This is a genomic window from Pseudomonas sp. SDO5532_S415, from assembly GCF_054071155.1.
On record NZ_JBSVWS010000150.1, the window covers coordinates 1 to 15,450 of the forward strand.

A 15,450-nucleotide genomic window follows, 5' to 3' on the forward strand; every position below is an offset into this window, starting at 1 on the left:
GGAACGCATTCCAAATGTGGGAGCGAGCCTGCTCGCGAAGAGGCCATCGAAGCCTCCGCAAAAACCAACCCCATCACCGTTTCCTTTGAGCTGAGTCAAAAGACCAAATCGTTAGGCGCCTTACCATTGGACATCAAAGATTTTTAACGTCCTTTGGAGCCCCCATGAACAAGCCCCTGCTCGGCGCCACGCTGTTTGCCCTCGCGCTCGCAGCCCCGCTCACCCACGCCCACGAAAAAGGTGACATCCTCTTGCGTGCCGGCGCGATCACCGTCGACCCCAATACCGACAGTTCCACCGTCAAGGTCGATCAGGGCCCATTGAGCGGCGCCGATCTGGGCGGCAAGGCGACGCTGAGCAGCGACACGCAACTAGGCCTGAACTTCGCCTACATGATCACCGATCACCTGGGCATCGAATTGCTGGCGGCCACGCCGTTCGAGCATGATGTAAAACTCAAGGGCACAGCCCTGAGTGCAGCCAACGGCAAGCTCGGTAGTTTCAATCAACTGCCGCCGACCTTGAGCCTGGTGTACTACCCGCTCGACTCCAAGTCCGCGTTCCAGCCCTATGTCGGTGCTGGCGTCAACTACACCTGGATGTACGATGAACACCTGAGCAGCGAAGCGCGCGCCAATGGTTTCAGCAACTTCAACACCCAAAACTCCTGGGGCGTGGCCTGGCAGGTCGGTGCCGACTACATGCTGACCGACAACATCCTGCTCAACGCCCAGCTGCGCTACATCGACATCGACACCCGCGCGACCGTGGAAAACAACGCCGTCGCACCGGGCACCCGGGCACGGGTGAACGTGGATGCGGATCCGTTCGTCTACATGGTGGGCCTGGGCTACAAGTTCTAACGAGCAATCACGTGGTGGTGACTGCGGGCAATTGTGGCGAGGGAGCTTGCTCTCGCTGGGCTGCGAAGCGGCCCCAGGATCGGCGACAGCGGTGATTCAAACAAACCGTATTTACCGGATTTACGGCTGCTGCGCAGCCGAGCGGGAGCAAGCTCCCTCGCCACAGATTTTCTAAGCGATGCCCATGAAAAAGGCGCCTCTCAAGGGCGCCTTTTTTGTGGGTTTGAACAGCTCAGCGCCCCAGCAACCGAGCCAGTCCGACGCTCATCGCGGTCTGCTGCGGGCGGGTAAAACGTTCGAGCAAACGCCGGTTATCAGCCCGTGAATGACGGATATCGCCGGAACGTGCCGGGCCATAGTTCACCGGTGGCAAATCACCGACCACCGCTTTCAGTGCTTCGAGCAGTTGCTTGAGGGTGGTTGCCTGGTTCCAGCCGACGTTGACCGCACCGACTTCCACCTGCGGTTTTTCGATGGCTTGCACCAGCAGATCGACCAGATCCTCGACGTACACGAAATCCCGCGTCTGCTCACCGTCACCAAACACGGTGATCGGCAGGCCTTTCTGCGAGCGTTCGCTGAAAATGCTGATCACCCCGGAGTACGGCGAGGATGGATCCTGGCGCGGACCGAAGATGTTGAAGAAGCGGAAAATCACGGGTTCCAGGGCATGTTCGCGCCGGTAGAAATCGAAGTAATGCTCGCTGGCCAATTTGTCCGAGGCGTAGGGCGTCAGCGGCGCCTTGGGCGTGTCTTCATCGATAGACTCGCCTTCGCCATTGTTGCCATATACCGCTGCGCTGGAAGCAAACAGCACACGCTTGACGCCGGACTGGCGCATGGCTTCGCAGACATTCAGCGAGCCGATGAAATTACTCTGGTGAGTCTTTACCGGATCGTCCACCGAGGCCTGTACCGAGGCCACCGCCGCCAGATGCGCGACTGCACTGCAACCGGCCATCGACCGTGCCACCAGCGCGGCATCGGCGACGTCGCCAACGATCAGTTCGACCTTGGGATTGTCCAGCGGCAGGTTGCTGCGCTTGCCGGTGGACAGGTCGTCGAGAATCCGCACCGAATACCCCTTGGCGAGCAAGGCGTCAGTCAGGTGCGAACCGATGAAACCGGCACCGCCGGTGATCAGAACGGGAGCGTCAGCCATGGCGATAGAACCTGTCCAGTAGGCCCGGGAGAGCGGCGCGCCAGGCGCGTGGCTTGATCCCGAAGGTGTGCAGAATTTTCTTGCAGGCCAGCACCGCGTGTTGCGGTTCTTCGGCAGCGTCCGGCCGCGCGGCGTGGGCCTGGGCGGTCGGCGCTTCGATGGCCAGCGGGTGCAAGACGCGTGCTTCGCTGAGGATAGCTTGTCCCAGCGCCAGCGGCGTGGTCGCTTCGTGCCCGGCGTAGTGGTAGGTGCCCCACAGCGGCGCCGCGCAGTCGAGTTGCTTGAGGACTGAAATGATCACACGGGCGGCGTCATCCACCGGCGTTGGATTGCCTCGGCGATCATCGGCCATCAGCAGCTCTTCCGGGTGTTCGGCCCGGTCGAGGAACCGCCCGAGGGTGCCTTCGGGGCTATCATCGAGCAGCCAGCCGAAGCGCAACAATACGTGTTGCGGGCAAGTGGCGCGCACGCTCTGTTCGATCCGCCACAAGGCCTGACCACGCAGGCCGAGCGGCACCGGTTCGTCTTTTTCGCTGTAGGCGGTGGCGCGCGAGCCATCGAACACGCGATAGCTCGAAGGCTGCAAGAGAACGATGTTGTGATGCTGGCACAGTTCGGCCAGGCGCTCGACCGCCCGCTCCTGCCCGGCCAGACGCTGCTCGCTGACCGTCTCCGCCTGGAACCAGTCGAAGTAGTAGGCGAGGTTGATCAACGCGTCCGGACGGGTGTCGTCGAGCAATTGCGTCAGGCTCGCGGCGTCCCAGCCATCTTGTGGTGGGCGGGGGGCGAGGAAACCGATGTCTTCCTCCGCACCGAGGCGAATCAGCGCCTGCCCAAGGGCATTTCCGCCGCCCAGTAACATAAGGCGCATTCGCATAGAGTCAGCAGGCCCAGTCTGATTGAAACAATGGTTTTATCGACAGCACTCGCGGGCGATGCCGTCGATAGTTGCCGGAATCGTTGCATTTTGCGGGTTTAGTGCGCAACCGTCATCCGTAAAGTGTAGATGCCCGGGATTTGCATCGCCTGTTCCGGCCTCTTCGCGAGCAGGCTCGCTTCCACAAAGGAGCTGCGGTGTACACCAATTCACTGTGGGAGCGAGCCTGCTCGCGAAGAAGCCCTAATGGCCAACGAAGATCTTGAGCGGTACTTGCATCTTCCCCGTCTCACCCGCATAAATCAGACCATGAACCTGCCCATCCCCGCAGACAGTGCCCTGGACGGCTTCCACCCCGCCGTCAGCGCCTGGTTCAGCAACACCTTCGCGACGGTGACCGCCGCCCAGGCCCGGGCGTGGCCGCTGATCCGTCAGCGCCGCTCGACCCTGGTCGCCGCGCCCACCGGCTCCGGCAAAACCCTGACCGCGTTCCTCGCGGTCATCGACGATCTTGTCCACCGTGGGCTGGACACCGACAGCGGCCTGCCTGACGAAACCCTGGTGGTCTACGTCTCGCCGCTCAAGGCGCTGTCCAACGACATCCGCATCAACCTGCAAACGCCACTGGCCGGCATCACCGAACAACTGCGTGTGATGGGCCTGCCCCCATTGCAGATCACCACCGCCGTGCGCACCGGCGACACCCCGCAAAAAGACCGCTCGGCGATGCGCAAGAGCGCACCGCATATTCTGGTCACCACCCCGGAGTCGCTCTACGTGCTGCTTGGTTCCGACTCGGGCCGAAAAATGCTCGGCACCACGCGTACGGTGATCGTCGACGAAATCCACGCCATCGCCGCCAGCAAACGCGGCAGCCACCTGGCCCTGAGCCTGGAGCGCCTGCAGGCGCTCTGTGGCGAACCGCTGGTGCGCATCGGCCTGTCGGCCACGCAAAAACCTATCGAAGCCGTCTCGCGCTTTCTGGTCGGCCGCGATCGAGGCTGCGAAATCGTCGACATCGGCCATGCCCGCCCACGGGACCTGGACATCGAAGTGCCGCCCGTGCCGTTGTCGGCGGTGATGGCCAATGATGTCTGGGAACTGGTCTACGACCGACTTGCCGCCCTCGCCCGCGAACACCGCACCACGCTGATTTTCGTCAACACCCGTCGGCTGGCCGAACGCTTGAGCCGGCACCTGAGCGAACGCCTGGGCAAGGACGCCGTGGCCGCCCACCATGGCAGCCTGGCCAAGGAGTTTCGCCTGGACGCGGAGCAGCGACTCAAACGCGGCGAGTTGCAAGTGCTGATCGCCACGGCCTCGCTGGAATTGGGCATCGACATCGGCGATGTCGACCTGGTGTGCCAGATTGCTTCGCCACGCTCGATCGCCGGATTCCTGCAACGGGTCGGCCGCTCCGGACACCAGGTCGGTGGCACGCCCAAGGGACGCCTTTTCGCCACCACCCGTGACGATCTGATCGAATGCGCTGCGCTGCTCGATTGTGTACGCCGCGGCGAACTGGACACCTTGCAGATCCCGCTGGCGCCGCTGGACGTACTGGCGCAGCAGATCATCGCCGAGGTCAGCTGCCAGGAATGGCCAGAGGACGCTTTGCTGGCAATGTTCCGCCAGGCCTGGCCCTACGCCGCGTTCGACGAAAAACACTATCAAGCGCTGCTGCACATGCTCGCCGAGGGCTACAACGGGCGTCAGGGCATCCGCAGCGCCTACCTGCACCGCGATGCCGTGAGCCGCACTCTGCGCGGGCGCCGCGGCGCCAAACTGACAGCCATGACCAGCGGCGGGACCATTCCCGACAACGCCGACTACAGCGTATTGCTGGAACCCCAGGGGTTGAACATCGGCAGCGTCAACGAAGACTTTGCCGTGGAAAGCATCGCCGGCGACGTGTTCCAGCTGGGCAATACCTCGTACCGGATCCTGCGGGTCGAAACCGGCAAGGTCCGGGTCGAAGATGCCCAGGGGCAACCGCCGACGATTCCGTTCTGGCTCGGCGAAGCGCCGGGACGCAGTGCAGAGCTGTCGTTTGCCGTCGCGCGCCTGCAAGCACAGCTCGATCAGTTGCTGGCTGCCACACCGGGCAACCTGCAACCGGCCCTCGACTGGCTGACCCAGACCCTTGGCCTCAATCTCGCCAGCGCCGAGCAACTGGTCGAGTACCTCGCCCGTGCCCGCCAGACCCTCGGCGCCCTGCCGTCCCAGGACACGCTGCTGATGGAGCGGTTTTTCGACGAGTCCGGTGGCACCCAACTGATCATTCATACGCCGTTCGGCAGCCGCATCAACCGTGCCTGGGGCCTGGCCCTGCGCAAGCGTTTTTGCCGCACCTTCAACTTTGAGTTGCAGGCTGCCGCCAGTGAAGACGCCATCGTGCTGTCATTGTCCACCAGCCACAGCTTCGAACTGGACGACGTCTGGCATTACCTGCACAGCAACAGCGCCGAGCACACGCTGATCCAGGCCGTGCTCGATGCGCCGTTGTTCGGTGTGCGCTGGCGCTGGAATGCCGCAGTGGCCCTGGCGTTGCCGCGCTACAGCGCAGGGCGCAAGGTCCCGCCGCAGATCCAGCGGATGAAAAGCGAAGACCTGATCGCCAGTGTGTTTCCTGACCAGATCGCCTGTGTGGAAAACCTCGTCGGTGAACGGGACATTCCCGACCATCCGCTGGTGGAGCAAACCCTCGACGATTGCCTGCATGAGGCCATGGACAGCGAAGGCTGGCTGGCGTTGTTGCGGCGCATGGAACGCGGCGAAATCCGCCTGATCAGCCGCGACTTGCCCGCGCCTTCGCCCCTGGCTGCGGAAATTCTCAGCGCCAGGCCCTACACCTTTCTCGATGATGCACCGCTGGAAGAGCGTCGAACCCAAGCCGTGCTCAATCGTCGCTGGAGCGATCCACAATCCACCGATGATCTCGGCGTACTGGACTTTGATGCCATCGTCGCCGTGGCGCAAGAAGCCTGGCCAGCGCCCAACGGGGTCGATGAAATGCACGAGGCGTTGATGAGCCTGGCCTGCATCACGGAGGCCGAGGCGCAAGCCAACTTGAACTGGCTCGATGGGTTGAATGCCCTGGCCGACAGTGGCCGCGCCTGCCGTATCAATCACTCGCTATGGCTGGCCCGGGAACGACTGAGCTGCTTGCAGGCGATTTATCCACAAGGTGATTTGAGCCCGGCGCTGCAGGCTTTGCCGGGATTCGATGAACCCTGGAAAGCCGACGACGCCGTGGTTGAGGTGGTTCGTGCCCGGCTCAGCGCGTTTGGGCCTCTGCCGCTGAAGGCGATTGCCGAACCGCTGGGATTGCCGTCGACACAGGTCACCCGGGCACTGGCGCAACTGGAGCGCGAAGGCTACGTGCTGCGCGGTCGCTTCACCCCGGGCCACGCCGAAGAAGAATGGTGCGAGCGACATCTGCTGGCGCGGATTCACCGTTATACGGTCAAGCGTCTGCGGCGGGAAATCGAGCCCGTGGCGTTGCAGGATTTCATGCGCTTTCTGTTCGACTGGCAGCATCTGTCCAGCACCACCCAGGGCCGGGGCAGCGCGATGTTGCCAGCGATCATCGCTCAGTTCGAGGGTTACCCCGCTGCGGCATCGGCCTGGGACAGCGAGATCCTGCCGGCGCGCCTCAAGGATTACGCGCCCACCTGGCTGGATGAGTTGTGCCGCAGCGGCAAGCTGGTCTGGACCCGCCTCACCGCCCGCAAAAAAGGCGCCGGCACGGCCCTGCGCAGCACGCCGATTGTGTTGCTGCCGCGCAATCGGGTCGGGCTCTGGAGCGACTTGGCCGAGCAGACGCCGGTGAGCGAACTGTCGCCCAAAACGCAAAAGGTTTATGACTCACTGCGCCAGCACGGCGCGTTGTTTTTCGATGAGCTGGTGCATGAAGCGCATGTATTGCGCACCGAACTGGAAATCGCCCTGCAAGAGCTGGTCGGCGCCGGACTGGTGAATGCCGACAGTTTCGCCGGGCTTCGAGCCTTGATCACACCCGCCAGCAAACGTCAGGCGCGCAGCGGCCGACGTGGGCGCGGAGCGTTTATCGGCGGCATGGATGATGCCGGACGCTGGGCCTTGCTTCGACGCGGCTCGCCAGCGCCGGTTGTGGATAACCCGCGCCCGTTGCCGATACCCGCCGACACCCTGGAACACATCGCCATGACCTTGCTGCGCCGCTACGGCGTGGTGTTCTGGCGCTTGCTGGAACGTGAGGCGGACTGGCTGCCGAGCTGGCGCGGACTGCTGCGCACTTTCCATCGCCTGGAAGCACGGGGCGAGATTCGGGGTGGACGCTTTGTCAGTGGTCTGGCAGGCGAACAGTTCGCGCTGCCCGAGGCGATTCCATTGCTGCGCGAAGTGCGGCGTCGACCCCATGACGGCAGCCTGGTTGCGGTGTGCGGGGTTGACCCGCTGAACCTTGCCGGCACCTTGCTGCCCGGTGCGAAAGTGCCAGCGCTGACGAGCAATCGGCTGGTGTATCGCGATGGGTTGCCCGCTGCTGCCGAGATCGCCGGTAAACAGCAGTTCTGGCTGGAGCTGGATCAACAGGCCATGGCTGAAGTGCGCAGCAAACTGATCCGGCATTGATGCTGTCCGATCCGGCCCTTCGCGGGCAAGCCCGCTCCCAAAAGGGATTTGTGTCCGACTCAAATCCTGCCTACAAAACAGATCACTGTGGGAGCGAGCCTGCTCGCGAAGAGGCCATCACTGTCCCCCTCCTTACTGAGTGCGCGGCCGATCCGTCATCAACACCGCCGAGTGCTCCGGCTCTGCCGCACCATCGTGCATCGGCTCCGCTTGCCTGGGCATCAAAACCTGCTGTGGATAAGTCTGCGCGAAATGCACCCATGGACTGTTATCCACAAGCTTTTTCAAGCGTTGGTTGAACGCCCGGCTCACCGCATATTGTCCACCTGATACCGTGCGAAACTGCGCCGTCAGCACCACACCGTTGAGGTCCATCTTGTCGACGCCGAACACATCCAGCGGACCTTGCAGGTTGTACCTGAGGAACGGGTCGTCGCTGATGGAGTGCCCCGCCTCGCGGATGAGTTCGATGGCCTTGTCGACGTCGGTGTCGTAGGTGAACTGCACCGAAAAGAACGCATAGGCAAACTGCCGTGATTGGTTGGTCACGGCCTTGATCTGGCCGAACGGCACCGAGTGCACAAACCCCTTGCCGTCACGCAGGCGCAAGGTACGAATGGTCAGGCCTTCTACGGTGCCGGCGTGCCCGGAGTCGAGCACCACCCAGTCGCCGATGGACAAGGTGTCTTCGATGATGATGAACAACCCGGTGATGACGTCCTGCACCAGTTGCTGGGAACCAAAGCCGATCGCCAGCCCCACGACACCGGCACCGGCCAGGAAAGGTGCCACGTTGATGCCCAGATTGGCCATGGTGGTGATCGCGCAGATCACCACCAGAATAATTTTGATCGCGTTGCGCAGCAGCGGCAGGATGGTCTTGACCCGGGTACTGGGTTGGCGTGCCGAGCGTTTGTTGACCGGTGGTTTCAGGGCTTCCTGGATCGCCGTGTCCAGCACCACCCAGACCATCCAGGTGATCAGGAAGATCAAACCGATGTGGCTCAGCGAGTCGCTGATCGCCCGTCCGACCGAATTGCTCACTGCGAACTCGAACAGCGATACGCCCCAGATGCGCCCGAGAATATCAATGAACACGATGGCCATGGCGATGCGCAACAAGGCGTGGGACAGGTTCAGGAAGCGTTCCTTGTAGGCACTGCTGCGGCGCAGCTCCACTGCGTTGCGCGACTTGAACAGGTGATGCAACGTGGTGCTCAGAAACACCGTGGCAATCAGCAACACCGTGGTAAACAGCGCACTGCGCAACACCTGCTGATTGTCTTCGCTGATGCTGATCAGGTTGATGATCGAAACCAGCACCATCAACAGAATCGGCCAATACCAGAGTCCGGAAAAAATCCGCAGGGTTTCGCGCAAGGCCGGCTGCGAACGCCGCTGGGCCAGCGGCAGAATGCGGATTACCTGAGCCACTGGACGGCGCAGGCGGAACACCAGCAGGCCAAAAGAAATCGATGCCGCCAGACCGGTAAATACCGCCATGCTGCTGGTGAGGTTACTGCCCAGCTGATGAGCGATCTGCGGGCTGGTCAGGGCATCGCTCAGGGCGACCAGAAAGCCGATCAGAAACAGCGGTCGCGGACTGTCCTGGCGAATGATCTGCACCGCCCTGCGCTTGTGACCGGCGTTGAACAGCACCACCAGCGACATCACCAAGGACGCGGCGAAAATGCCGCTGCTGGTGGCATAGGCAAAACACAAGGCCATTGCCCGGCCGGCCGAGACGGGCAAAAACTGGCTGGCATAGATCGTCAGCGGCAGGCTGACCACCGCGGGAATGCTGTAGGGCAACACGTAGCCCAGCAAGGCCTGGCCGCGCTCGCGACTGAGCAGCAAGCGATGCCGGCACAGACGCGCGGTCAAAAACCTGCCGAACATCCAAAGCAGGCCGAAGACGCCTGCCCACACCGCGGTCAACAGCAGGAAATCCCCCGCCACACTCCAGGCCGACCGGGCCGATGGACGATTGACCAGTTGATCCACTTCATCGGCTGCACGGTCGGCGCGCAAGCGCCAGGCGTCGACCAGGTTTTCGTTGAGATCGAGTTTTTCCTGTACTTCATCGATGCTCGAACTGATGGCCCCCAACAACCCGCCTTGCACCAGCGGTTGCGGATGTGCCGGTGGTGTCGCGGTGGCCGCCGGCAGGCCCGGGATGGCTGCCGCGTCCAGTTCCTCGCTGCCAATTAACAGCAGCGCCCCCAGTAAAATCGCGGTCTTGAGCTTGATCAACGTATCCGCTCCCTTGGATGTGACTGTAAGGAACTGATCGGGAAATGGCCGGTAAGTTCGGTGGTGGCTCCCTCGCCACAGGTATTGCACTGTGCTGGCGATATTTGACCGCTACGCAAATATCAAATGCCCATCCCTGTATTTTTCCGCACAGCCCAAACCCCGACACTGCGCCCCATCACATCAATCCACCGGAGTTGCAGCCATGCCCATTGCCTTGCTCGCGCTGACCCTCAGCGCTTTTGCCATCGGGACGACCGAGTTCGTCATCGTTGGCCTGTTACCGACCATCGGCGCCGACCTCGGGGTCAGCCTGCCGTCCGCCGGCCTGCTGGTCAGCCTGTACGCACTGGGTGTCGCCGTTGGCGCGCCGGTATTGACCGCCCTGACCGGCAGAGTCCCGCGCAAATTGCTGCTGTTGTCGCTGATGGTGCTGTTCACCCTCGGCAACCTCCTGGCCTGGAAAGCGCCGGGCTACGAGTCGCTGATCCTGGCGCGAATCGTCACCGGCCTGGCCCACGGGGTGTTTTTCTCGATCGGTTCGACCATCGCCACCAGTCTAGTGCCCAAGGAAAAAGCCGCCAGCGCGATCGCCATCATGTTCACTGGCCTCACCGTGGCACTGGTCACCGGGGTACCGCTGGGCACCTTCATCGGCCAGCATTTCGGCTGGCGTGAAACCTTCCTCGCGGTGTCGGCTTTGGGCGTGATCGCCTTCATTGGCAGCCTGCTCTATGTGCCGAAAAACATCGCCCACAGCAAACCCGCGTCGCTGTTGCAGCAGTTGCAGGTCCTCAAACAGCCTCGGCTGTTGCTGGTGTACGCCATGACCGCCATTGGCTACGGCGGCTCGTTCATCGCTTTCACCTTCCTGGCGCCGATCCTTCAGGACGTATCCGGTTTCAGCGCCAGCACCGTCAGCCTGGTGCTGCTGGTCTACGGCATCTCGGTGGCCGTCGGCAACATCTGGGGCGGCAAACTGGCGGATAAACGCGGCCCGATCAGCGCCCTCAAAATCGTCTTTGCCCTGCTTGCCGCCGTGCTGTTTGTACTGACCTTTACTGCCGCTAATCCGTGGCTGGCGCTGGCCACCGTTCTGGTCTGGGGTGCCGTGGCGTTCGGCAATGTGCCGGGGCTGCAAGTCTATGTGGTGCGTCAGGCCGAACATCACACACCCCATGCGGTGGACGTGGCTTCGGGTCTGAACATCGCCGCGTTCAACCTCGGGATTGCCGGTGGTGCGTGGGGCGGCGGCTTGATCGTTGCGCACATGGGCTTGATCCATACCGCATGGATTGGTGGTTTGGTAGTGCTGGTGGCACTGGCGCTGACCGCGTGGAGCGGCCGCCTGGATCGGCTGGGGCCGGTGTATGCCGAATCCTCGATCCGTGTAGTCGCCAGTCACTGATAATCCCTGCTCGCGAAGACGGCGCCACATTCGAATTTGATGTGACTGACACACCACCTTCGCGAGCAGGCTCGCTCCCACAGTGGATCTGCGGTGGTTCGTGAAAAGCTACCGTCCGTAGCCCCGGCGAAACTTTCGTCGTCGCCCCGCAGTCAGCAAAAGAATGGGGCACTCGCACGGGAGGCGACATGGCGGCGATTCACATCGGTATTTCAGGTTGGCGCTACACGCCCTGGCGGGGGGATTTTTACCCAAAGGGGTTGCCCCAGCGACGCGAACTGCAATTCGCGTCAAGGGCGGTCAACAGCATCGAAATCAATGGATCGTTTTACGCCCTGCAACGGCCCGAGCGCTATGCCCAGTGGTACATCGAAACGCCGGTGCATTTCGTGTTCAGCGTCAAGGCTCCGCGGTTCATTACCCACATCAAACGCCTGCGCGACATCCACAAGCCCCTGGCGAATTTCTTTGCCTCCGGGGTGCTGGAGCTCAAGGAAAAACTCGGGCCGATCCTCTGGCAATTCCCGCCCAACTTCAAATTCGATGCCGAACTGTTCGAGACCTTCCTCGAACAATTGCCACACAACACCGCCGAGGCGGCCACGCTCGCCCGTCAGCACGACTCGCACCTCCACGGCCACGCCAGCCTCAAGGCGTACAAGAAAAAACCTGTGCGCCACGCCGTGGAAATCCGTCACGACAGTTTCATCGATCCGGCCTTTGTCCGCCTGCTCAAACGCTACAACACGGCGCTGGTGATCGCCGATACCGCCGGTAAATGGCCGTATCGCGAAGACATCACCAGTGACTTCATCTACCTGCGCCTGCACGGTGCCGAAGAACTCTACGCCAGCGGCTACACGCCGCAGGCACTGCAACGCTGGGGTGAACGGATCGAGGCCTGGAATCAAGGGCGGCAACCGAAGGATCCCCATTTGATCGCGCCCCGGCAGAAACCCAGGGCGCGTAAATCCCGCGAAGTGTTCTGCTACTTCGATAACGACATCAAGGTCCGCGCACCTTTCGATGCTCGCCGACTGCTGGAGCGATTCGACCTCGACCAGGATTTGGCCACCGCACCCGGTGAGCCCGTTGCCGAAGGAGCATTGCCATGAGCATGCGCGAACCGGTCGGCGTCACCGACGAGCAGGCCACCATCGACACCATGGTGCATCGTTTCACGGTGTTGACGGTGAACACCCACAAGGGTTTCACCGCGTTGAACCGGCGTTTCATCCTGCCGGAGCTGCGCGAAGCGGTACGCAGTGTTTCAGCCGATGTGGTGTTTTTGCAGGAAGTCCATGGCACCCACGAACAGCATCCAAAGCGCTACAACAATTGGCCGGCGATGCCGCAGTACGAATTCCTCGCCGACACCCTGTGGCCGCAATTCGCCTACGGACGCAACGCGGTGTATCCGGCGGGCGATCACGGCAATGCGCTGCTGTCGAAATTCCAGATCGTGCGCCACGACAACCTCGATGTGTCCATCAGCGGCCACGAGAATCGCGGGATCCTGCATTGCGTCTTGCGCCTGCCCGGCGAAGGTCCGGAGGTGCATGCAATTTGCGTCCACCTGGGCCTGCGTGAAAGCCACCGCAACGAACAACTCAAACTGCTGGCCCGTCGTCTGCAAGAGCTGCCAGACGATGCGCCGGTGGTCGTCGCCGGAGATTTCAACGACTGGCGCCTGCGCGCCGATGCCCTGCTCAAGCCCTGCGGTTTGCGCGAAGTGTTCGCCGAGCACCACGGCAAGCCCGCACGCAGTTTTCCCGCACGGTTGCCGGCGTTGCGTCTTGACCGCATTTACGTACGCAACCTCAAGGCTAGCTGCCCACAAGTATTGACCACCCGGCCCTGGTCGCACCTGTCGGACCACGCACCGCTGTCGGTGGAGATCGAACTATGAGCACCTCACCGATGGAAAAATCCACTGTGGAACCGATTGCCACGCCGCCGACCAGCGCACCCGCGCCGGTCGACATCGAATATCGCTGGCAAGGCAGTAACCGCGTCGAACTGCTAGAAAACGGCGAGGCCTACTTCCCCCGGGTGTTCGAGGCCATGCGCCAGGCCAAAACCGAGATTCTCCTGGAAACCTTCATCGTATTCGAAGACAAGGTCGGCGAAGAACTCAAGACCGTGCTCATCGACGCCGCGCAACGGGGCGTGCGCGTCACCGCCAGCCTCGACGGATTCGGCTGCGGCGAACTGAGCAGCGGTTATCTGACCGCCCTCAGCGGTGCCGGTGTGCACTTGCAAATGTTCGACCCGGCGCCGAAGCGCCTGGGCATCCGCACCAACTGGTTCCGCCGCCTGCACCGCAAGATAGTGGTCGTGGACGGGACCGTTGCCTTCATTGGCGGGATCAACTTTTCCGCCGATCATCTGGCCGATTTCGGCCCCGAGGCCAAGCAGGATTATTCGGTTGAAGTGCAAGGCCCGGTAGTGGCCGACATTCATCACTTTGCCCTGCTGCAATGCGGTCGTCCCGCACGGGCCAAATACTGGTGGCAACGACGCCGCCAGCGTCGGTCGGAACTGGCCGTCACTGATCACGATGGCCAGGTGCGGCTGGTATATCGCGATAACGCAGAACACTCGACCGACATCGAAGAGGTTTACCGCCAGGTATTGCGCACTGCGCAACGGCGCGTGGTTATCGCCAACGCTTACTTTTTCCCGGGCTACCGATTGCTGCGCGAGATCCGCAACGCTGCCCGCCGCGGTGTTGATGTGCGACTGATTCTGCAGGGCCAGCCCGACATGCTGGTGGCCAAACTGGCCGCGCGCATGACCTACGACTACCTGCTCAAGTCCGGGGTGAAGATCTACGAATATTGCGACCGCCCCCTGCACGGCAAGGTCGCACTGGTGGACGAGGACTGGAGCACGGTCGGCTCCAGCAACCTGGACCCGTTGAGCCTGTCGATGAATCTGGAAGCCAATGTGTTGATCCGCGATCGCGCGTTCAATCGTGACCTGTTTGATCGACTCGAAGAACTCAGCGACAACCACTGCAAGGCCATGTCGGTGGACGAGGCCCCGCGCGGGCGCGTCTGGCACATGACCGTGGGGTTTCTGGTGTTCCACTTCCTGCGGCATTTCCCGGCATGGGCCGGTTGGTTGCCGGCGCATAAACCACGCCTGAAAGCCTTCACCTCACCGACCGGGAGCGATCCGCATGAGCCGCACTGAAACCCATGCGGCGCCCCACGCCGACCATCCGGCCAAATCACGCTGGAGCCGTTGGAAAAGACCGCTGACAATGTTGTTTTTCCTGGCGCTGATTGTGCTGTTGACGATGTTTGCCCAGCGCATCGAATGGGGCGAAGTGCTCGACACCCTGGCCGACTTCAAGGTGCGCACGCTGATCATCGCCGCCGGGCTGACCCTGACGAGTTTTCTGGTCTACGCCTGTTTCGACCTGATCGGCCGCACCTACATCCGCCAGAACCTGACCTGGAAACAGATCCTGCCGGTGGGGATCATCAGTTATGCCTTCAACCTCAACCTGAGCGCCTGGGTCGGCGGCATTGCCATGCGTTACCGGCTGTATTCGCGGCTCGGCGTGAGCAAAAGCAACATCGCGAAAATCCTTGGCCTGAGCCTGGCCACCAACTGGTTCGGCTACATGGTGATTGCCGGGGCGGTGTTCAGCAGTGGACTGGTACGCATGCCCCCGGGCTGGAAACTCAGCAGCGACGCGCTGCAAGGTGTAGGCGTGTTGCTGTTGCTGGTCAGCGCGGGCTATCTCGCGGCGTGCCAGTTCTCCAGACGCCGCGAATGGTCGATACGCGGTGTGGAAATCAACTTGCCGTCCATGCGCATGGCGATTCTGCAACTGGCCCTCGGGGCGCTGAACTGGTCGCTGATGGCAGCGGTCATCTTCACCCTGCTGCCCAGCAAGCTCGACTACCCATTGGTGCTTGGCGTGCTGCTGATCAGCGCTATCGCCGGGGTTATCACCCACATACCGGCCGGGCTCGGCGTGCTGGAAGCGGTGTTTGTGGCACTGCTGCAACACGAAGCATCGCGAGGCAGCCTGGTGGCGGGGTTGCTGGCTTATCGGGCGATTTATTTTCTGTTGCCGTTGTTGATCACCCTGGTGATGTATTTGCTGGTGGAGGCCAAGGCCAAGTCGTTGCGGATTGCGAAAAAACCCAAGTGATTTGCAGTGTCTGAGCGGGCGCCTTCGCGAGCAGGCTCGCTCCCACCTGTTGATCGGTGTCGAACACAAGTGCTGTGCACGACGAGGATCCACTGTGGGAGC

Annotated in this window: 10 protein-coding genes; 7 read left to right on the plus strand and 3 right to left on the minus strand. The window is 62.1% G+C overall.

What is annotated here, in order from left to right; translation table 11 throughout:
- Positions 1-164: 164 nt before the first annotated feature.
- A complete protein-coding gene (locus tag ACW9HW_RS24005) occupies positions 165-863 on the plus strand; it encodes an OmpW/AlkL family protein (protein WP_457401939.1) in 699 nt (232 codons plus the stop codon).
- A 232-nt stretch (positions 864-1,095) separates the two neighbouring features.
- Here ACW9HW_RS24005 and ACW9HW_RS24010 read toward each other — a convergent pair whose 3' ends face one another.
- Both ACW9HW_RS24010 and ACW9HW_RS24015 read right to left on the minus strand, forming a co-directional pair.
- Positions 1,096-2,025, minus strand: coding sequence for an NAD-dependent epimerase/dehydratase family protein (locus tag ACW9HW_RS24010; RefSeq protein WP_095197188.1), 930 nt, complete (start codon positions 2,023-2,025; stop codon positions 1,096-1,098).
- Positions 2,018-2,902 (minus strand): sugar nucleotide-binding protein, encoded by an 885-nt coding sequence (locus tag ACW9HW_RS24015; RefSeq protein ID WP_457401940.1) that lies wholly within the window; start codon positions 2,900-2,902, stop codon positions 2,018-2,020. Before ACW9HW_RS24015 ends, ACW9HW_RS24010 begins: the two co-directional genes overlap by 8 nt.
- Before the next feature lie 309 nt (positions 2,903-3,211).
- Here ACW9HW_RS24015 and ACW9HW_RS24020 point away from each other — a divergent pair, with 309 nt between their 5' ends.
- On the plus strand, positions 3,212-7,516 hold the full coding sequence (locus ACW9HW_RS24020) for an Lhr family helicase (RefSeq protein ID WP_457401941.1): 4,305 nt from the start codon (positions 3,212-3,214) through the stop codon (positions 7,514-7,516).
- Positions 7,517-7,648: 132 nt separating this feature from the next.
- On the opposite strand, the gene ACW9HW_RS24025 is transcribed toward ACW9HW_RS24020, so the two are convergent.
- Positions 7,649-9,769, minus strand: a complete 2,121-nt coding sequence (locus tag ACW9HW_RS24025; RefSeq protein WP_457401942.1) for a mechanosensitive ion channel family protein — start codon at positions 9,767-9,769, stop codon at positions 7,649-7,651.
- Between the two features lie 205 nt (positions 9,770-9,974).
- On the opposite strand from ACW9HW_RS24025, the gene ACW9HW_RS24030 reads away from it, so the two are divergent.
- From ACW9HW_RS24030 to ACW9HW_RS24050, 5 genes are all read left to right on the plus strand, one after another.
- A complete protein-coding gene (locus tag ACW9HW_RS24030) occupies positions 9,975-11,177 on the plus strand; it encodes an MFS transporter (RefSeq protein ID WP_457401943.1) in 1,203 nt (400 codons plus the stop codon).
- Positions 11,178-11,365: 188 nt separating this feature from the next.
- The gene (locus tag ACW9HW_RS24035; protein ID WP_457401944.1) at positions 11,366-12,292 is read left to right on the plus strand and encodes a DUF72 domain-containing protein; all 927 of its coding nucleotides are present in this window, start codon (positions 11,366-11,368) and stop codon (positions 12,290-12,292) included.
- Positions 12,289-13,086, plus strand: a complete 798-nt coding sequence (locus ACW9HW_RS24040; protein ID WP_095197183.1) for an endonuclease/exonuclease/phosphatase family protein — start codon at positions 12,289-12,291, stop codon at positions 13,084-13,086. The genes ACW9HW_RS24035 and ACW9HW_RS24040 overlap by 4 nt, the downstream gene beginning before the upstream one ends.
- Positions 13,083-14,375, plus strand: coding sequence for a cardiolipin synthase ClsB (clsB, locus tag ACW9HW_RS24045; protein ID WP_457401945.1), 1,293 nt, complete (start codon positions 13,083-13,085; stop codon positions 14,373-14,375). Before ACW9HW_RS24040 ends, clsB begins: the two co-directional genes overlap by 4 nt.
- Entirely contained in the window at positions 14,362-15,348 is a 987-nt protein-coding gene (locus ACW9HW_RS24050; RefSeq protein ID WP_457401946.1) for a lysylphosphatidylglycerol synthase domain-containing protein, read from the plus strand. Before clsB ends, ACW9HW_RS24050 begins: the two co-directional genes overlap by 14 nt.
- The last annotated feature ends 102 nt before the right edge of the window (positions 15,349-15,450 follow it).